The sequence below is a fragment of the Kitasatospora kazusensis genome, from assembly GCF_039529945.1.
GTDB classification, from domain to species: Bacteria; Actinomycetota; Actinomycetes; order Streptomycetales; family Streptomycetaceae; genus Kitasatospora; species Kitasatospora kazusensis.
Genome location: NZ_BAAANT010000017.1, coordinates 74,683 through 93,344, shown reverse-complemented (window position 1 = coordinate 93,344; position 18,662 = coordinate 74,683). Strand labels below are relative to the sequence as shown.

The following is an 18,662-nucleotide window of genomic DNA, read 5'->3' as shown; positions in this document are numbered from 1 at the left end:
GGAACTGCGCGCGCAACCGTGCACCTTCGTCATGCCTCGGTCGCGCAGTTCCCCGCGCCCCTGGGTGGTGCGTGGCTGATCGGCGAGCGAACGTGCACGTACGTTGGCCCTCGTCGCGCAGTTCCCCGCGCCCCCGTCGGTTGACCAGTTGCGTGAAGTTCGCCCCGCGCCCCTGGGGGTACCCAGTTGCGTACGGCCTGTCCGCCTTACCGGCCGGTGAGGCCCGCGCGGCGGAGGGCGTCGGCCATGGCGCTGTTGGCGGCGGGCGGGGCCGGGGACTGGGTGCGGCGGTCCTGGCGGGGCGGGCGGGCACCGCGCTCGCCCTTCGGGCGGGACGGGGCACCGGGGGCGGGGGTCTCGTCGTCGAGACGGAGCGTCAGCCCGATCCGCTTGCGCGGAACGTCCACCGCCGTGACCCGGACCCGGACGATGTCGCCGGGCTTGACCACCTCTCGCGGGTCCTTGACGAAGGTCTTGGACAGCGCCGAGACGTGGACCAGCCCGTCCTGGTGCACGCCCACGTCCACGAACGCGCCGAACGCGGCGACGTTGGTGACGACGCCCTCCAGCACCATGCCGACCTCCAGGTCGCCGATCTTGTCGACGCCCTCCTTGAAGGTCGCGGTCTTGAAGGCGGGCCGCGGGTCGCGGCCGGGCTTGTCCAGCTCGCCGAGGATGTCCCGGACGGTCGGGATGCCGAAGGTGTCGTCCGCGAAGTCGGCCGGGCGCAGCGCCCGCAGCGCGTCGCCGTTGCCGATCAGCGAGCGCAGGTCCCCGCCGGTGGACTTGAGGATCCGCCGGACCACCGGGTACGCCTCCGGGTGGACGCTGGAGGAGTCCAGCGGGTCGGGACCGCCGAGGATCCGCAGGAAGCCCGCGCACTGCTCGAACGCCTTCGGCCCGAGCCGAGCGACGTCCCTGAGGGCACGCCGGGTCATGAACGGCCCGTTGGTGTCGCGGTGCGTGACGATGTTGTCGGCCAGCCCGGCGGTGATGCCGGAGACCCGGCAGAGCAGCGGCGCCGAGGCGGTGTTGACGTCCACGCCGACGGCGTTGACGCAGTCCTCGACCACGGCGTCCAGCGAGCGGGAGAGCTTCAGCTCGCTCAGGTCGTGCTGGTACTGGCCGACGCCGATCGACTTGGGGTCGATCTTGACCAGCTCGGCCAGCGGGTCCTGGAGCCGCCGCGCGATGGAGACGGCGCCCCGGATCGAGACGTTGAGGTCCGGCAGTTCCTGCGAGGCGAACGCGGACGCGGAGTACACCGACGCGCCTGCCTCCGAGACCATCGCCTTGGTGAGCTTCAGCTCCGGGTGGCGCTTGATCAGGTCCTCGGCGAGCTTGTCGGTCTCCCGCGAGGCCGTCCCGTTGCCGATCGCGATCAGGTCGACGGAGTGCTTGGCGGCCAGCACCGCGAGCGTGGCGATCGAGGCGTCCCACTTGTTGGCGGGCTGGTGCGGGTAGATCGTCTCGTGCGCGACGACCTTGCCGGTGGCGTCCACCACGGCGACCTTGACGCCCGTCCGGAAGCCCGGGTCGAGGCCCATCGTGGCGCGGGTGCCGGCGGGGGCGGCGAGCAGCAGGTCGCGCAGGTTGGCCGCGAACACCCGGACGGCCTCGTCCTCGGCCTCCTGGCGCAGCCGGGTCCGCAGGTCGATGCCGAGCCGGACCAGGATCCGGGTGCGCCAGGCCCAGCGGACGGTGTCGCCGAGCCACTTGTCGGCGGGACGGCCCCGGTCGGCGATGCCGAACCGGGCGGCGATCCGCTGCTCGTAGTCGCTCGCGCCGGGCAGGTCGCCCTCCTCGGAGCCGTCGAACGGGGAGAGTTCGAGGTCGAGGACCTCCTCCTTCTCACCGCGCAGCATCGCCAGGATCCGGTGCGAGGGGAGCTTGGTGTACGGCTCGGCGAAGTCGAAGTAGTCCGCGAACTTGGCGCCGTCCTGCTCCTTGCCCGCCCGGACGGTGGCGACGACACGGCCGCGCGTCCACATCCGCTCGCGCAGGGTGCCGACCAGGTCGGCGTCCTCGCCGAAGCGCTCGACCAGGATCGACCGGGCCCCCTCCAGCGCCGCAGCCTGGTCGGCCACGCTCTCGTTCAGGTAGCCGGCCGCGGCGGCCTGCGGCTCCAGCCCGGGGTCGGCGAGCAGCGCGTCGGCCAGCGGCTCCAGCCCGGCCTCGCGGGCGATCTGCGCCTTGGTGCGCCGCTTCGGCTTGTACGGGAGGTAAATGTCCTCCAGCCGGGCCTTCGAGTCGGCGCCGAGGATCTGCGCACGCAGCGCGTCGTCCAGCTTGCCCTGGGCCTCGATGGACTCCAGGACGGCCGTCCGGCGCTCCTCCAGCTCGCGCAGGTAGCGCAGCCGCTCCTCCAGCGCGCGCAGCTGGGTGTCGTCCAGCTCGCCGGTGGCCTCCTTGCGGTACCGGGCGATGAAGGGGACGGTCGCGCCGCCGTCGAGCAGGTCGACGGCGGCCTTCACCTGCCCTTCGCGGACGCCCAGCTCTTCGGCGATCTTGCGTTCGACTGGCATGGTCACGAAGCCGGCCACCTTCTCCTGGGTTCCAACGGGTGCAGCGGGTTCTGCGGGTCGTGCGGGTCGTGCGGGTCGTGCGGGCACAGCGGGCACAGCGGGCACAGCGGGTTCAGCCGGTCGTGCGGGTACGGCGGTTGCCGGGCGTCCGGCCCGTCCGGGCCCGTTCGACTCGGAGTTTCGCCCTGCATTCTGGCAGGTGGCCGGACCGGACGAGGTTCGGTCGTGCCCTCAGGGCGGCGTGGCGCGTTGTACGGACGGCTGCCGATCCGGCGGAGACGGTGGTGACACGCAGCCGACCATGGATTATCCGACCCGTTTGCTCTGATTTGTCTGATATTAGATGGATCACATACAGAAACCTTCTCGTGGAGGCGATGGTGGCTCAGGCCCCGACGCCGGTCACTCAGTGGGGCATCCCACAGGCCGGCCCGTTCCGCTGGACCAACCCCGCCACCTGGCCGCGCGAGGCGCTCGCCCTGACCGGCTACTGGATCGCCAGCCGGCTGGTGATGGTCGGCATGCTGCGCTCGGGCAAGGCCGAACAGGCCATCGAGGTACACCGCACCTACTTCCACTGGTACGAGATCCTCAGTCAGGGCACCTACCCGGTGGGCGACGTGACGTGGCAGTACCCGCCCGGCGCGGCCCTGGCCATGCTGGCGCCCGGCCTGCTGCCCTTCCTGACCTACCTCCAGGCCTTCGCCGTCCTGATGCTGATCACCGACGCGCTCACCCAGGGCGTCCTGGTCCGGGTCTCGCTGCGCCGCAACGGCGGCGTGCACCGGGGCCGCTCCACCGCCGGGGCCTGGATGTGGGCGCTGGCCCTGCCGCTGCTGCTCGGCCTGCCCTACGGCCGGTACGACCTGCCGGTCACCGCGCTCGCCATGCTCGCGCTGCTGCTCCTGCCGAGCCGCCCCCGGACCGGCGGCGTACTGGCCGGGATCGGCGCGATGATCAAGGTCTGGCCCGCCCTGGTGGTGCTCGGCACCCCGCGCGGGCGGAGCACCCGCCAGGCGTGGACGGCGATGTGCCTGTCGGCGGCGGCCCTGCTGCTGGTGCTCTGCACGCTCTTCCGCGGCGCCTTCGACTTCCTGACGGCCCAGCAGGGCCGGGGCGTGGAGATCGAGTCCCTCGGCGGCAGCGTGCTCCAGGTCGCCCGGCAGCTCGGCTGGCCGGGCGAGGTGGACCAGCACTACGGCTCGCTGGAGTTCCTCGGACCGCACGTGCACGCCATCGCCGACGCCTCGCTGCTGCTCACCGGCTTCGCGTTCGGCTGGCTGCTGCTGTGGCGCTTCCGCGCCCGCCGCTGGTCCGCCGCGACGCCGTACGACGCCGCGCTGACCTCGGTGCTGATGTTCACCGTGACCAGCCGGGTGATCAGCCCCCAGTACCTGATCTGGCTGATCGGCCTGTCCGCCATCTGCCTGACCGTACGGGGCTCCTCCCAGCGCCCCACCGCCCTGCTGGTCCTGCTCGCGGTCGGCGTCACCACCATCGACTACCCGCTCTTCTTCGACTCGCTGATCCACGGCGGCTGGTCCGCCACCGCGGTCATCGTGCTGCGCAACGGGCTGCTGCTGACCGCCGCCGCCGGCTCGGCCACCCGGCTCTGGCGGACCACGGTCTCCCCCGTGGCCGCCCTCCAGCCGGCCGCCCACGAACTCCGACAGGGTCCGGTCCGGGTCGCCTGACCGCCTGCCCGCACCCCGGGGCCGGCCCCCGGCCGGTGAACCGCAAGCCGCCCGTCCGCGAAGGTACGTCTCGCGGACGGGCGGCTTGCGTGGCGTCAGGCCAGGAAGGGCCTCAGGAGACGTCTCGGGAGGCGTTTCAGGAGACGTTGAACGCGGCGTCGTCGATGACGAAGCTGGTCTGGGCGCTGCTGGAGTTCTCGGTGCCGGTGAACTTCAGCGTGACGGTCTTGCCCACGTACTGGGACAGGTTGACGGTCTGCTGCGCGTAGCCGGCGTTGGCGTTCAGGTTCGAGACGGTGGAGAGCGTGCTGGTGGTGCCGCCGCTGACCGTCTGGAGCTTGAGGGTGTCGGCGGCGGTGGTGCCGGTCTTGTCGGTGTCGATGTGCAGCCAGTAGGTCAGGGTGGCGTTGGCGCAGCCGGCCGGGACGGTCACCGTCTGGGAGAGGGTGTCGGTGTGGCTGCTGCCGTAACCGTCCAGCCAGGCGTCCCAGCTGCCGGAGTGGGCGGGCTCGGAGGCGGTGTCACTGTTGATAACACCGGAGGACGCGGTCCAGGGGCTGGCGCTGCCGGTCTCGAAGCCGGGGTTGCCGAGCAGCTGGGCGGCCGTGCAGCCACCGCTCGCCGGGTTGACCGTCCAGCTGAACGAGGTGCTGCCCGAGGCGCCGGTGGTGTCGGTGGCGGTGACGCTCACCGTGCCGGTCGCGGCGGCGGACGGCGTACCCGAGATCAGTCCGCTCGCCGGGTTGATCGACAGACCCGCCGGGAGGCCGGTCGCGGAGTAGCTCAGCGTCTGGCCGGCGGCCGAGTCACTCGCGCCGATCTGGAGCGAGGCGGCGGTGCCGACCGTACCCGTCTGGCTGCCCGGGTTGGTCACGGTGACGGTGTTGCCCGCCGCCGGGTTGACCGTCCAGCTGAACGAGGTGCTGCCGGTCGGGCCGGTGGAGTCGGTGGCCGTGACGGTGACCGACCCGGTGCCCGCGGTGGTGGGCGTACCGGAGATCAGGCCGGTCGCCGGGTCGATCGACAGACCCGCCGGGAGGCCGGTCGCGGAGTAGGCCAGGGTGCCGCCGGCGGTGTCGGCCGCGCTGATCTGGAGCGAGGCGGCGGTGCCGACCGTGCCGGTCTGGCTGCCGGGGTTGGTCACCGTGACGGTGCCGGTGGTGCCGGTGTTCCAGGCGTCGGTGATCGAGGTGGCGCTCGCGGCGGCACCGGCGTACGGCAGGCCGTACATGTCCTCGATGGTGCGCAGGACACCGAAGTGGTCGACGTGCTCGGTGTAGACGCCGGTCTTCACGGGCTGGCCGTTGATGATGGTGGCGATCTGGTTGGTCGGGCCGCTGCTGTCGTCCTCGTCGAAGGTGGTGACCAGGAGGCTGTTGTGCGCCTTGGCCCACTGGACGTAGCTGTCGAGGTGCGCCTTGAGCCAGCTGTCACCGGTGGCGGTGGAGCAGTCGTGCATGTCGTCGCACAGGTTGGGCACGACCCAGGAGACGGTGGGGAGCTTGGTGAAGTCGGTCGGGAACGCCGAGAACGGCTGGTTGTCGGCGGCCGGGACGTTGCTGAAGTTCACCCACGGGTTGTGCTTGCGGGCGTAGCCGCTGGTACCGGCGGTACAGGCGGTGGAGCCGGCCGAGGGCAGGTTCTCGGAGTAGCCGGTGAAGGTCAGCCCCTTGGCGATCAGCTGGGCGCCCTCGTTCGCGGTGCTGAAGGTGTGCGGGCAGGAGTCGTCCGTGACGCCCTGGTTGGAGCCGGAGAACAGGTCGAGGTAGTTCGGCTCGCTCGGGTGCTCGATCGCGAAGGCGTTGGTGAAGTTCGCGCCGGTGCTGGCGAGCTGGTTGAAGTACGGCGCGTTGGCGTTGCCGATGATGGAGCCCTCGGAGGTGTTCTCGAAGATCACCACCACCACGTGGTCCGGCCGGGGCACCGAGGCGGTGGTGGCGGCCGCCGCCACGGCGGGCCGGGCCGTCGCCGCGGTGGCGGCGAGGCCGGTCAGCCCGGTCAGTCCGGTCAGGAGCCCCAGGGTGGCAAAGGCTGAGGTCAGGCGTTTCGCGCGCACGGATTGTCTCCTCGCTCGGGGGAACACGGCTGCTGGGTCGCGGGGGCCATCCTTCAGCTGTTGAGCATGTCCAGACAAGGTCCGGCCGTTGACTTTGCCATGAATTTCCTTACCGACAACGGGAGTTGGATCAACGCTGGACATCCACGGCACGTCGTTGCGGCCAACCGGAGGTGACGGCTGACTAGACTCCCGGATCATGGATCAGACGCTGCTGGAGCAGCTCGGCACCGGTAAGTACCTGCTCGTCACCACCTACAGGAAGGACGGGACAGGCGTCCCCACCCCGGTCTGGGTGGTCCGGGACGGCGCCGCGCTGGGGATCTGGACGGCCGCCGACTCCTGGAAGGTCAAGCGCATCCGCAACCGGAGCGACGTCCTGGTCGGGCCCTGCGACATCCGGGGGAACGCGACGGGCGGTCAGTTCCCCGCCACCGCCGAGATCTGCGACGCCGCGACCACCGCCGCCTACCGCAAGCTGGTCCAGCGCAAGTACGGCCTGGTCGGCCGCCTGACCCTGTTCGGCAGCCGCCTGCGGCGCGGCGAGAGCGGCACGGTCGCGATCCGGATCACCCTCGCCGACTGAGCCCCCTACCCCCGTCCCCTGCCCCCGTCCCCTGCCCTCTGCTACGGGCCCGCCGCACTCGCCCGCCCCGCACGGCCGAGGGGTGTCAGCCCTCGTACGGCAGCAGCTCCGCCCGCTTGGGGGCCAGGCCGTCGCCGGAGGACCGGCCCGTCAGGCGGCGGCCGATCCACGGGCCGAGGTGGATCCGCAGCCAGTGCAGGTCCGCCCGCAGGCGCTCCGCCCGGCCGCGCGGGGGCGCCGGGGGCAGCGGCGCACGCCAGTCGAAGCCGGCCGGGCGGCCGAGGGCTTCGAGCACGGCGGCCGCCACCCGGCGGTGGCCCTCCGGGGAGAGGTGCAGCCGGTCCTCGTCCCAGAGCCGGCGGTCGTCGAAGCACGGCGCGGAGAAGAGGTCCACCACGACCAGCCGCCCGGCGTGCTCCCTGGCCAGCTCCTCGACGTAGGCCTTCATCCCGAGGATCGCGGGGAGCAGCCGGGCGCTGCCGGACAGCCGCCGGGTCGGATCGGTGCTGGTGAACATCACCACCGTGCTCCCGCCCGCCAGCAGCGCGGTGGCCGTCCGCCCCAGCAGGTCCCTGACCTGGGCGAGGTCGCAGCCCGGACGCAGCACGTCGTTGAGCCCGCCCGCCAGGGTGACCAGCTCGCCGCCGAGCGCGACGGCCCGGTCGAGCTGCTCGTCGTGGATCTGGCCGATCAGCTTGCCCCGGACGGCGAGGTTGGCGTACCGGAACGGCTCCCCCGCCCGGCCGGCCGCAGCCTCGGCCGCCAGCGCGGCGGCGACCCGGTCGGCCCAGCCCCGGAACCGGCCGTCGGGGAGCCGTTCGTCGCACATCCCCTCGGTGAAGGAGTCGCCGACGGCGACATAGCTGCGGTACACGGCGGGGGCGGCGGCAGTGGTCTCGTCCATAGCGCCCCCGATCGTACGCGCAGCAGGCCGTCGTCAGTCGTGCAGCCCCCGGCCTTCGCCCGCCGCCGCGCGGACCAGCACGTCCGTGAGCTCGGCCGGCATCGAGAGCATGGGGTGATGGCCGGTCGGCAGTTCGAAGAAGGTGACGCCCGGCTCGGCGAGCTTGGCGAAACGGGGTGCGCCGGTGGCGTGCAGGGCACGGGCCAGCTCGATGCTCAGGCCGTTGCCGAGGCAGAACACCCCGGTGGTGGGCAGCACCCGCCAGGCGCCGGTGAGCGGGACGGGCTGGGACAGGGTCAGCCGCGGGTGCGTGGTGGCCAGCCGCTCGTAGCGGGCCGCCTCGGCCTCGGGGACGCCGGCCAGCATGCCCGAGGCGAGCAGTTCGGCGATCGGCCCGACGGACAGACCGTGCTCGCCCACCTCGGCGTGGCGGACGGGGTCGGCCTGGAAGAGCTGGTCGAGGGCGGACTCGCCGTCCTCGGGGATCGGGCAGTCCACGAAGACCACCCGGCTGACCCGGGAGGGGAGGCGGTCGGCCGCCGCGAGGGCCGGGAAGATCCCGTAGCTGTGCGCGACCAGGACGACCGGCTCGGCGTCCTCGGCGTACTCGGCGTCGATCGCGGCCTCGATCTCGGCGATGTGGGTGAGCAGCTCCGGCTCCGGCCCGTCCGCACCCGCCCGTTCCGCCAGGCCGGCCAGGGTGAGCGGTACGGCACGGTGGCCGCGCGCCGCGAGGTCGGCCGCGACGGCCTCCCAGGCCCAGGCTCCCAGGCAAGCACCCGGCACCAGCACAAATGTCGACATGACGACTCCTCCTGTGATCACCCGCGATCGGGTGGTCAGAGGGTAGGAACTCCCCCAGGGGGAGCTTCAACCACAGGAGGCGGGGGGCGAGGGCCGTGCCGTGCCGTGCCGTGCCGGAAAAGCACTGGCCGCAGGCGGCCCGCTTTGCTTGGATGCGGGGCGTGACAGACCAGGATCCTCCCGCACTCCTCGACCGGCTTGAGTCCTACTACGACGCCGTGCCCCGCAACGGCGCCCGGGCCGAGGACTTCGGCCCGCTCTCGCTCTTCGTCCGGGAGGGCGCGGGTTGGCCGTTCTACGCCCGCCCGGCCCTCGGGTGGTCCGGCCCGGTCGAGGCCGCGGACGTCCACCGGGTCCGCTCCCGCCAGCGGGAGCTGGGCGTCCCCGAAGCGTTCGAATGGGTCGCGGAGACGACCCCGGCGCTGCGGGCGGCGGTGGAGGCGTCCGGGCTGACCGTCCACGAGCACCCGCTGCTGGCGCTCGACGCCGCCGCCCCGACCCCTCCGTCCGGCCCGTCGGCCGACCTGTCCGGTGACCTGCCCGACGGCCCGGCGGTACGCATCCTGGGCCCGGCCGACCCCGCACTGGCCGGCGCGGTGGCCGTGCCCCACCTGGCCTTCGCCGAGCCGGGCACGGCGATCGGCGCCGCCGGTCCGGCCGAACTCGCGGACACCATAAGGACCTGCGCCCGCGACGGCCTGGTGGCGCGCGCCGCCGAACGGATCGAGGCGGGCCTGACGGTGTACGCCGCAGCGGTGGCCGACGGCACCGCCCACTGCACCGGCCAGCACCAGCCGGTCGGCGAGGTCAGCGAGATCGTCGGCGTCGGCACCCTGCCCAGCGAGCGCCGGCGCGGCCTCGGGCTCGCGGTCACGGCGGCGCTGGTCGCCGACGCCCGCGCGCGCGGCGTGCGGACGGTCTTCCTCTCGGCGAGCGACGACGAAGTCGCCCGCCTCTACGGCCGCCTGGGCTTCCGCCGGGTCGGCACCGCGCTGATCGCCGAGTAACCTGGGTGGCCTATGAGCGCGCCCACGAGCACCGACCGCACTCACCGCGACGACGGCACCGCGAGCGGCGACCGCCCGCTCAGCATCGGCGAACTCGCCGAAGCCGCCGGGGTGAGCGTCAAGACCGTGCGCTTCTACTCCGACTCCGGCCTGCTCCCGGAGTCGGGGCGCAGCGCGGGCGGCCACCGCCGGTACGGGCGCCCGGCCCTCGAACGGCTGCTCACCGTACGCCGGTTGCGCGCGCTGGGGGTGGCGCTGCCCGCCATCGCGGAGCTGCTGCGGGAGGAGACCGGGCTCGACGGCGTGCTGGCCCGCCAGCGCGCCGAGTTGGCCCGCCAGCTGACCGAACTGCGCTGGCGGGAGGCCTCGTTGAGCGCCCTCACGGAGGTGGGCGGCGACCCCGCGCTGCTGCCGCTGCTCGGGGAGGCGCTGCGGTCCACGCCGGCCACCGACACGTTCGTGGAGTTCTGGCGGCGGATCCTCCCGCTGCGGCTGCCGCGCCGCCTCACCACCTCGATCATCGACGCCTCGGTGCCCGACCTGCCCGCCGACCCGACCCCCGCCCAGGCGGTCGCGTACGCGCGGCTGCACGCGCTCACCGCCGACCGCGCCGTGGCGGCCGGTATCCGCAACGCGACGGCTGGCTTCGAGATCGACTTCGTCCAGTTCTACGAGGGCCTCGGCGAGGCCTACGCGCTGACGACCCGCCATCTGCTCGCCGGTACCCCGCCCGGCCCGGGCGACGCGCTCGACTGCTTCGTCGGCGTCTACGCCCGCGCCAAGCACCGGGCCGACACCCCCGCCTTCCGCCGCACCCTCGCCCACCGCCCGGCCCTCGCGGCCGACCACGAGATGGCCGCCTACTGGTCCCACTCCGCCGAGCTGCGCCCGGCCGGCGATCCCGACATGGGCGCCGCCGAGGTCTGGCTGACCGCCGCACTGGCGGCCGCCCAGGAGCGCGAGCATCCCGCCGGTTCCGCCCGGTAGAACCGCCGGGCCGGGCCCGCCAAGGGGCGCGGAGCTCCGCCGGGCCGGCTCCGGCCACCCCTCACAGGTACTGCCCGAAGGCCTCGAAGACCCGGCGCCAGGCGTCGTCGCCGGCGGCGGGTTCGTAGTCGGCCGGGCGGTCCTCGCAGGCGAAGCCGTGCCCGGCGCCCGGGTAGGTGACCAGCTCGTGCGGGACCCTGGCGGCGGTGAGGCGGCGCTCGACGGCCTGCCACTCCTCCTGCGGGACGATGTGGTCACGGTCGCCGACGAAGCCGAGCACGAAGACGCCGTTGGCGGCGATGTCGCCGCTCTGCTCGACCGGCGGGACCGGCCCGACCAGCGGGAAGCCGCTGTTCAGGGCCCAGCCCGGGTAGAAGACGGCGGCCAGTTCGAAGCGGAGCGCGGTCGCGGCACGCAGCGCGATGTGCCCGCCCATGCTCAGGCCGAGGAACGCGGTGCCCCGGTCGGGGGCCAGCGCACGGGCGGCGGCCAGCGCGAGCGCGGCGTCGGCGAGCAGTTCGTCCCGGTCGAGCCTGCGCATCAGCGCGAGGCCGTCCTCGCGGCCCTCGGCGGTGTAGGGGAAGTCGGGGCGGCGGGCCTGGCGCCAGTAGTAGTCCGGCGCGACCGCCGCGTACCCCGTGGCCGCCAGCCGGTCGCAGACCTCCCGGACGTACTCGTTGACCCCGTACAGCTCGGAGCAGACCACCACGGACCCGAGCACCGCACCCGTCGGGCGGATCACGTACGCCTCGGGCCCGGGTGCGTCCGCCGTGCCCAGCGGCTCCCAGCTCCCTGTGATCTCCGGCATGCTTCCCCCTGACTGCAACGATCCGTAGAACGGCTACCCAACTCTACGATTCTGCACCAGCGGTGACGGCGGCGGCGGGATTGTCCACCGGCGCGGCCCCGGCGGGCCGGGGTGCGGTGACCCAGTGCTCGCGGACGGCGTCGGTGGGGCGGGGTTCGCCGAGTGCGTCGAGGCCCCAGGCGCCCAGGACGTCGACCACCTGGCGGAGCATCAGTCCGCGCTCCGTCAGCTGGTACACCATCGCGCTGGCAGGCCGCTCCAGCTTGCGGCGGACGACCAGGCCCTCGCCCTCCAGCTGCTTGAGCCGGGTGGCCAAGATGTCCGTGGAGACGCCGGGCAGGTCGGCGTGCAGGTCGGTGTAGCGGCGCGGGCCCCCCAGGAGTTCACGGACGATCAGGAGGCTCCAGCGCTCACCCACGGCGTCCAGGGCGCGGGCGACGGCGCAGTACTGGTCGTAGCTTCGGCGTGACATGCGGATCAGCATAGCCAAAAGGTTGGACTTTCCAAGTGGTTACTTGGTAGAACAAAGCAACCAGACGATGGTGCGTGGTGACGGTCGGGAGGCCGCTGTGGAGTTTCGGCAGTCCAGCAAGCTGGCGGGCGTGTGTTACGAGATCCGTGGGCCGGTGGTCGACCAGGCGAACGCACTGGAGGAGGCCGGGCACAGCGTGCTCCGGCTGAACACCGGCAACCCCGCGCCGTTCGGCTTCGAGGCGCCGGAGGAGATCCTCCAGGACATCATCCGCAACCTCCCGAACGCCCACGGCTACAGCGACTCGCGCGGCATCCTGCCCGCACGCCGGGCCGTGGTGCAGTACTACCAGCAGCGCGGCGTCGAGGGCGTGACGGTCAACGACGTCTTCCTCGGCAACGGCGCCTCCGAGCTGATCCAGATGGCCGTCCAGGCACTGGTCGACGACGGCGACGAAGTCCTCGTCCCGGCACCGGACTTCCCGCTCTGGACGGCGGTGGTGCGGCTCGCCGGCGGCAAGGCGGTGCACTACCTCTGCGACGAGGAGGCGGAGTGGTACCCCGACCTCGACGACATCGCCGCGAAGATCAGCCACCGCACCAAGGCCATCGTCGTCATCAACCCGAACAACCCGACCGGCGCGGTCTACCCGAAGGAACTGCTGGAGGGCATCCTCGAACTCGCCCGCCGGCACGGCCTGATGGTGCTCGCCGACGAGATCTACGACAAGATCCTCTACGACGACGTCGAGCACCACTGCCTCGCCGCGCTCGCCGACGACGTGGTGACGCTGACCTTCAACGGCCTCTCCAAGGCCTACCGGGTGGCGGGCTTCCGCAGCGGCTGGCTGGTGGTCTCCGGCCCCAAGCAGCACGCCAAGGACTACCTGGAGGGGCTGACCATGCTCGCGGGCATGCGGCTCTGCCCGAACGTCCCGGCCCAGTACGCCGTCCAGGCCGCGCTCGGCGGCCACCAGTCGATCACCGACCTCACCCTGCCGAACGGCCGCCTCACCGAGCAGCGCGACGTCACCTGGCGGGCGCTGAACGAGCTGCCCGGCGTCAGCTGCGTCAAGCCCAAGGGTGCCCTGTACGCCTTCGCCAAGCTGGACCCGGCGGTGCACCGGATCGTCGACGACGAGAAGTTCGTGCTGGACCTGCTGCTCCGCGAGAAGATCCACATCGTCCAGGGCACCGGCTTCAACTGGCCCCGCCCGGACCACTTCCGCTTCGTCACCCTCCCCCGCGCGGACGACCTGGAGACCGCCATCAGCCGGATCGGCCGGTTCCTCACCACCTACCGGCAGTGATCTAGGCTCACGCGTCATGACCGTCCTGCGCTCGATCGCCCTGTTCGCCGTGGCCGCCCTCGCCGAGATCGGCGGCTGCTGGCTGGTCTGGCAGAGCGTGCGCGAGTCCCGCCCGTGGTGGCTGGCCGGGATCGGGGTGGTCGTGCTCGGCGGCTACGGCTTCGTGGCCGCCCTCCAGCCGGACGCCCAGTTCGGCCGGGTGCTGGCCGCCTACGGCGGGGTCTTCGTGGCCGGCTCGCTGCTCTGGGGCGTCGTCGTGGACGGCTTCCGGCCGACCCGCTACGACGTGACCGGCGCGCTGGTCTGCCTCGCCGGGGTCGCGGTCATCATGTACGGCCCGCGCCGCTGAGCCGGACGACGCGGGGACCCGGGCGGCGGCTCAGCGCACGTACGTCTTGAGGAGCTCCGTCTCCAGCCTGAACCCGACCGGAGCGGGAAGGTCGACCGGGTCGCCGTAGGCCCTGGTCACCGTGGTGCGGTACCGCCCGCCGCGCGGGTCGCTGCGGACGGCGACCTCGCAGCGCTCACGGTCGACCAGCAGGTACACCGGGATACCGGCCTGGGCGTACGCGGCGGGCTTCTCGACCCGGTCGCCGCGGTCGGTGTCGGTGTCGTAGGAGGTGATCTCCACCGCCATCAGGACACCCTCGGGCGCCGCCCACTCCCCCTGCCCGGCGAAGTGGGCGACCGGTGCCAGCACACCGTCCGGCCGGGCACACCCGCTGCGGTACTGCTCGACCCGCAGCCCCTGCTCGATGTGCAGGTCCAGTTCGGGCCGTTGCTGCATGCACTGCCGGAGCAGCCACATGATGATCGCGCCATGGTCGCCGTCGGGCACGGCCTTGACGCCCAACCGTCCGTTGATGAACTCCAGCGTCACCGTCTCGGGAGCCGCTGCGGCGATCTGCTCGAACTCCTCGACCCGCATCTGCGGCCGGTCGGTGGCCATGGCGGTCATCGTCAACTCCTTCAGCCGTTACTGTGCCACCGTACTACCGAGGCCTCCCCGCGACGGCGGACGTGCCCGCCGCACCCCCGACTCCCCGAAGGGACCCCCATGCCCAAGCCCCCCGAGGCCGGCGCCCAGGCGCCCGGCTTCACCCTGCCCGGTCTGCTGCTCAGCGCGAGCGACGGCGCCGCCGAGCGGCGTGACTACGAGCTCTCCGAGGCCAAGGGCAGCCCGCTGGTGCTGGTGTTCTACCCCGGTGACGACACGGCGGTGTGCACCAAGCAGCTCTGCTCGTACACCTCGGACCTGGACCGGTTCAAGGAGCTGGGCGCGACGGTCTGGGGCATCAGCCCGCAGGACCTGGACAGCCACGAGGCGTTCGCGCGCAAGCACCGGCTGGCCTTCCCGCTGCTGGCCGACACCGACCGGGCGGTCGCCAAGGCGTACGGGATCGCGGTGCCCGGGCTCGGCCTGCGCAGGTCGGTGTTCATCCTGGACGCGGACGGCGCGGTGCGCTGGAAGCACGTGGCGCTCGCGGGCCTGACGTTCCAGCACAGCGACACCCTGACCGCGCAGCTCGCCGCACTCCGGGGCTGAACGGCTGGATGAACGGCCGGATGAACGGCCGGAGCGGGCCCCGCGATGCTGTGGGGGCCCGCTCCGCCGACGCGTCGTCAGTGCTGGTGCGAGGTCTCGCCGGCCTTGCGCAGGATCGTGTAGTTGTCGATCTGCGTGCCGTCCTCGGCCAGCGCGGTGACCTTCATCGAGGACTTGCCGCCCGCGTGCGCCGGGGTGACGTCGACCTTGATGAACGAGTAGCCCGTGTAGCGGACCCGCGACCACTCGACGGTCTCGGTGACCTTCACCGAGCCCTTGGCGAAGTGGAACGTGTCGATCGAGTCGACCCGGTGCTCGTGGCCCTCGTACGTGTCGGGCGCGCCGAAGCTGTACAGGCTGCGGCCGGCCGCGCCCGCCGTGACGTAGACGATGCCGTCCTTGACCGGCTCGATGGTCTCGCCGCTCGGCACGGCCTTGGAGACCTTGTTGCCGAGGATCGCGTCCGTCCGCTCGTAGACGTGGTTGTGACCGTTGATCACCAGGTCGACGCGGTACTTCTCGAACAGCGGCACCCAGGCCTCGCGGACCCCGCCCTCGGAGGCGTGCGCCTGCGTGGTCGAGAACGCGCAGTGGTGGAAGAAGACCACGACGAAGTCGATCGACTCGTCGCCGCGGAAGTCGCGGAGCTTGCGGTCCAGCCACTTGGTCTGCTTGCCGGCCGTGAGGCCGAGGTTGGCCGGGATCTCGTACGAGACGTCGTTCGCGTCCAGCGAGATGACGCCGACGTTCCCGTACTTGAAGGAGTAGACGCCGGGGACGGTACGCGGGTCCGGGCCGTTGGTCGGCAGGAAGAAGCGGGCGTTCTCGCCGCCGTACCCGTTGTGCGAGTACCAGGCCTCCATGTCGTGGTTGCCGTAGGAGACCATCCACGGGATCTTCGAGGCGACCGTCTCGGTCTGCACCAGGAAGGCGTCCCAGGTCTTGGCGTTGTACGCGACCTTGTCGCCGTCCTGGCCCTGGCCCATCGGGTCGGCGTAGCAGATGTCGCCCGCGTGCAGGTGGAACGAGGGGTTCTGCGCCAGGATGACGTGGTCGTTGCCGGCCGCGTGCGCGCTGACACCCTGGTCGCCGAAGGCGGTGAAGGTGAACGGCTCGTACGCCTTGCCCCCGCGCCAGCCACGGGCCGGCGCGGTGCGGAAGGTGCTGAGGGTGCTGATCGCCTGCTGCGAGGCCGGGTCGAAGCCGTCGTGGCCGACACCGTAGTAGTACGTGGTGTCGGGCTCCAGGTCGTGCAGCGACACGTGCAGGTAGTACTGGTCGACCGGAGCGCCGGTCGGGGTGAGCGCCGGGGTGTGCAGGGCGCGGGTGTCCGCGACGACCTTGTGGCTCAGGTCCCACGGGGTCTTGCCGAAACGCAGGAAGGCCCGCTTGACCGGGGCCGGGACCTGCCAGGAGACCCGGATCTGGGTGTCCGCCTCGCCGCCGAACGCCAGGTGGCGGCCGACCGGGGTGACCATCGAACCGTTGATGCCGCTGGTGAGAGCGCTGGTGACCAGGCTCGGGGTGGTGGTCGCGGCGGAGGCCGAGCCGCTGCCCAGCACGCCGCCGACCGCCAGCGCGCCCACGGTGATCGCACCGGAGCGGAGGGCCTTGCGACGGGAGAACTTGCTCCGGAGGTACTCGTGCTGCTCGGCCATGCTCATACGGTCGGCGAGCTTCTCGGGCACGCCCATGCGTGGGATATCCATGCGGGGAGATTCTCAGCGCCTGATGACCCGTACACGGACATCCGGTGAACAACAGTCGTCCTGTCGGCCTACCGGATGGCAAATTTTCGACCGCATGTTCACATCAGGCCCGTCCGTGCCCTACCGAACCCGCCCGGAGCGCAGCCGGACTGACAGCAGCTCAAGCGGGCCGGGCCGACGCGGGGGCGGCCCGCCCCCGCGCAGCCCCCGCACCTCGGGCGGGCGGCCCGCCCCTACAGCAGGTCGCGCGGCAGGCCGGTGAAGGCCTTGCCCAGCTCGGCGACCATCGGGTGGTCCACCGCGAACTCGACTCCGTCCACGGCGGATATCGGCCGGACCCCGATCGCGGCGTTGGTCGCGAAGGCCGCGTCGAACTCGTCCAGCTGACCGAGGGTCACCCGCTCCTTCCCGCACCGGCGGAACTGCCGGAGCAGCTGCATGGTGGTGCCCGGCAGGCTCTTCGCCTCGGGCCAGACCACCTCGGCGCCGCGGACGAAGCCGATGTTCCAGGTGGCACCCTCGGAGACCGCCGCCCGGCCGTCGACGAACAGCACGTCGTCGAAGCCGTCCCGCTGCGCCAGCCGACGCTCGTGCAGCGCGCCGAACAGGCCGACGCTCTTCACCTCCGGCAGGTCGCGGACGAACTCGACCGAGCGCACCCGGATCGGCGGCAGTTCGAGACCGCCCGCCGGACGGGCCGTCACCAGCACCGCCGGTACGGCGTTGCACCCGATGTGCCCGATGTCGAGCGCCGGGTCGAAGACCGTCGCCCGGATCACCGCCGCGCCACCGTCGGCCGGCACCGCCCGGCGCAGGTAGCCCAGGAGCCGCCCGGGGTCGAGCTCGGCCCCGAAGACCACCCGGCAGTCGCGGACCAACCGCTCCACGTGCAGCCGCAGTCCGCGGACCCGGCCGCCCTCGACGCGCAGCGTGGTGAAGTGCCCGTAGTTGGTCAGCGCGAGGGACCGGAGCTCCTCGGAGCGCACCGGTCTGCCGTTAAGTTCCTCCATGCGCCCCAGCATTCCAGCCGGGGTCCGGGCACTCGATCCAGTCGGCCGGACGGTGTCAACTCGGCCCGTCCGGGCTCAGTTCGGCAGGCCCTGGCCGACCCGGCGCGAGACCGCGAACTGCTGGAGGTCGAGCGTGCCGGGCGGCTCGGCCACACCGGGACCGCCGGCCTGCACCCAGTCGGCGATCTCGTCGAGCATGTCGTCGGCCAGCACCCAGCCCAGCCACACCGGCCGGCCGCCGGCCTTGCGGCCCTCGGCCGACGGGCTGACCACCACCACGTTGGAGTGGTCGCAGGCGTCCAGGCACGGGACCGCACGCACCCGGCCCGCCGTACCGACGCCCGCGCGGAGCCGCTCCAGCTGCCCGGGGTGGTCCACGTCCGGGTGCTTCGCCGCGACGCCGCAGCAACAGCCCCGGCAGACGGTGACGGTGACGGGCGCGGTGGGAGCGGCGGTCTCCTTGCGGGGACGACGGGCCATCGGCTTCCTTCCGAGAGGGCCCGCCGCCGCGCGCTCAACCGCGCCGGCCGCCGGCCGTTGGGTCCGGTACGCGCGGCGGAGCTCCGTGACCGTACGACTCCCCCGCACGCCGGAGATTCTGCCCCACCGGGCGGCGCCGCCACCGCGGCGGGGCCCTTCGGCGTGCGGGGCCACCGGGAGGCTGCTTATGGTGACCGCACCATCACACTCTGCTTCCCGCCTGCCCGGCCGCGACCGGCGCGCCGGGCCGGCGGGAGCGAACGAGGAGGATCCACCGTGATCACAGCGCGTGACATCATGCACAGCGGAGCCCAGTGCATCGCAGCCGACCAGACCCTGATGGACGCGGCGAAGATGATGCGCGACATGGGCGTCGGCGCGCTGCCCATCTGCGGCAGCGACCAGAAGCTCAAGGGCATCATCACCGACCGTGACATCATCGTCCGATGTATCGCCGAGGGCAAGGACCCGTCGATGATGAAGGCGATGGAGCTCGGCGGCCATCTGCACTGCGTGCGCGCGGAGGACGACATGGACACCGTCCTCAAGAAGATGGAACAGCACCAGATCCGCCGCATCCCGGTGATCGACGGCGACCGCCTGGTCGGCATGATCAGCGAGGCCGACCTCGCCAAGGGCCACCGCGAGGGCCATCACCTGACGGACCAGCAGATCATGAACTTCATGGACAGCGTCTACGTCAGCCACTGAAGCCCCCCGCCGTGCACCCTCAGGGGCGCGGGGAACTGCGCGACCAGCCAGGCA

The 18,662-nt window shown here is 72.3% G+C and carries 17 protein-coding genes and 1 pseudogene; 8 read left to right on the top strand and 10 right to left on the bottom strand.

The features are described from left to right. Positions 1-206: 206 nt before the first annotated feature. Complete coding sequence (locus ABD330_RS16800) at positions 207-2,525, bottom strand: Tex family protein (protein ID WP_425555558.1); 2,319 nt, start codon at positions 2,523-2,525, stop codon at positions 207-209. 377 nt (positions 2,526-2,902) lie between these two features. Between ABD330_RS16800 and ABD330_RS16795 the strand changes: the two genes are divergently transcribed. Next, on the top strand, positions 2,903-4,219 hold the full coding sequence (locus ABD330_RS16795) for a glycosyltransferase 87 family protein (RefSeq protein ID WP_344465714.1): 1,317 nt from the start codon (positions 2,903-2,905) through the stop codon (positions 4,217-4,219). Between the two features lie 136 nt (positions 4,220-4,355). On the opposite strand, the gene ABD330_RS16790 is transcribed toward ABD330_RS16795, so the two are convergent. Beyond that, complete coding sequence (locus tag ABD330_RS16790) at positions 4,356-6,275, bottom strand: putative Ig domain-containing protein (RefSeq protein WP_344465712.1); 1,920 nt, start codon at positions 6,273-6,275, stop codon at positions 4,356-4,358. A gap of 199 nt (positions 6,276-6,474) precedes the next feature. Between ABD330_RS16790 and ABD330_RS16785 the strand changes: the two genes are divergently transcribed. After that, positions 6,475-6,861 (top strand): PPOX class F420-dependent oxidoreductase, encoded by a 387-nt coding sequence (locus ABD330_RS16785; RefSeq protein WP_344465710.1) that lies wholly within the window; start codon positions 6,475-6,477, stop codon positions 6,859-6,861. A gap of 85 nt (positions 6,862-6,946) precedes the next feature. On the opposite strand, the gene ABD330_RS16780 is transcribed toward ABD330_RS16785, so the two are convergent. Next, on the bottom strand, positions 6,947-7,765 hold the full coding sequence (locus ABD330_RS16780; protein ID WP_344465708.1) for an SGNH/GDSL hydrolase family protein: 819 nt from the start codon (positions 7,763-7,765) through the stop codon (positions 6,947-6,949). A 33-nt stretch (positions 7,766-7,798) separates the two neighbouring features. Then, on the bottom strand, positions 7,799-8,569 hold the full coding sequence (locus ABD330_RS16775; RefSeq protein WP_344465706.1) for an alpha/beta fold hydrolase: 771 nt from the start codon (positions 8,567-8,569) through the stop codon (positions 7,799-7,801). A 152-nt stretch (positions 8,570-8,721) separates the two neighbouring features. Here ABD330_RS16775 and ABD330_RS16770 point away from each other — a divergent pair, with 152 nt between their 5' ends. Together ABD330_RS16770 and ABD330_RS16765 are read left to right on the top strand one after the other, a co-directional pair. Next, entirely contained in the window at positions 8,722-9,576 is an 855-nt protein-coding gene (locus ABD330_RS16770; RefSeq protein ID WP_344465704.1) for a GNAT family N-acetyltransferase, read from the top strand. A gap of 12 nt (positions 9,577-9,588) precedes the next feature. Next, entirely contained in the window at positions 9,589-10,563 is a 975-nt protein-coding gene (locus tag ABD330_RS16765) for a helix-turn-helix domain-containing protein (protein ID WP_344465702.1), read from the top strand. A gap of 61 nt (positions 10,564-10,624) precedes the next feature. Here the strand turns inward: ABD330_RS16765 and ABD330_RS16760 are convergent, their stop codons facing one another. Then, entirely contained in the window at positions 10,625-11,371 is a 747-nt protein-coding gene (locus ABD330_RS16760; RefSeq protein WP_344465700.1) for a dienelactone hydrolase family protein, read from the bottom strand. A gap of 94 nt (positions 11,372-11,465) precedes the next feature. Beyond that, positions 11,466-11,843 (bottom strand): annotated as a pseudogene (locus ABD330_RS16755) (winged helix-turn-helix transcriptional regulator); the annotation flags it as partial. 97 nt (positions 11,844-11,940) lie between these two features. Here ABD330_RS16755 and ABD330_RS16750 point away from each other — a divergent pair. Continuing rightward, positions 11,941-13,152: a pyridoxal phosphate-dependent aminotransferase gene (locus ABD330_RS16750; RefSeq protein WP_344465698.1), complete on the top strand. Its 1,212-nt coding sequence runs from the start codon at positions 11,941-11,943 to the stop codon at positions 13,150-13,152. Positions 13,153-13,168: 16 nt separating this feature from the next. Continuing rightward, positions 13,169-13,501 (top strand): YnfA family protein, encoded by a 333-nt coding sequence (locus tag ABD330_RS16745; RefSeq protein WP_344465696.1) that lies wholly within the window; start codon positions 13,169-13,171, stop codon positions 13,499-13,501. Positions 13,502-13,531: 30 nt separating this feature from the next. Here the strand turns inward: ABD330_RS16745 and ABD330_RS16740 are convergent, their stop codons facing one another. Beyond that, positions 13,532-14,110: a Uma2 family endonuclease gene (locus ABD330_RS16740; protein ID WP_344465694.1), complete on the bottom strand. Its 579-nt coding sequence runs from the start codon at positions 14,108-14,110 to the stop codon at positions 13,532-13,534. A 99-nt stretch (positions 14,111-14,209) separates the two neighbouring features. On the opposite strand from ABD330_RS16740, the gene ABD330_RS16735 reads away from it, so the two are divergent. After that, positions 14,210-14,698, top strand: coding sequence for a peroxiredoxin (locus ABD330_RS16735; RefSeq protein ID WP_344465692.1), 489 nt, complete (start codon positions 14,210-14,212; stop codon positions 14,696-14,698). A 77-nt stretch (positions 14,699-14,775) separates the two neighbouring features. On the opposite strand, the gene ABD330_RS16730 is transcribed toward ABD330_RS16735, so the two are convergent. The 3 genes from ABD330_RS16730 to ABD330_RS16720 form a co-directional block, all read right to left on the bottom strand. Then, on the bottom strand, positions 14,776-16,407 hold the full coding sequence (locus tag ABD330_RS16730; protein ID WP_344465690.1) for a purple acid phosphatase family protein: 1,632 nt from the start codon (positions 16,405-16,407) through the stop codon (positions 14,776-14,778). A gap of 233 nt (positions 16,408-16,640) precedes the next feature. Beyond that, a complete protein-coding gene (locus ABD330_RS16725) occupies positions 16,641-17,417 on the bottom strand; it encodes an aminotransferase class IV family protein (protein WP_344465688.1) in 777 nt (258 codons plus the stop codon). Between the two features lie 75 nt (positions 17,418-17,492). Continuing rightward, on the bottom strand, positions 17,493-17,897 hold the full coding sequence (locus tag ABD330_RS16720) for a (2Fe-2S) ferredoxin domain-containing protein (RefSeq protein ID WP_344465686.1): 405 nt from the start codon (positions 17,895-17,897) through the stop codon (positions 17,493-17,495). A 276-nt stretch (positions 17,898-18,173) separates the two neighbouring features. Here ABD330_RS16720 and ABD330_RS16715 point away from each other — a divergent pair, with 276 nt between their 5' ends. Further along, positions 18,174-18,608 carry a CBS domain-containing protein gene (locus tag ABD330_RS16715; RefSeq protein WP_344465684.1) on the top strand — a complete coding sequence of 145 codons (435 nt, stop codon included), beginning with the start codon at positions 18,174-18,176 and terminating at the stop codon, positions 18,606-18,608. Positions 18,609-18,662: the final 54 nt, after the last annotated feature.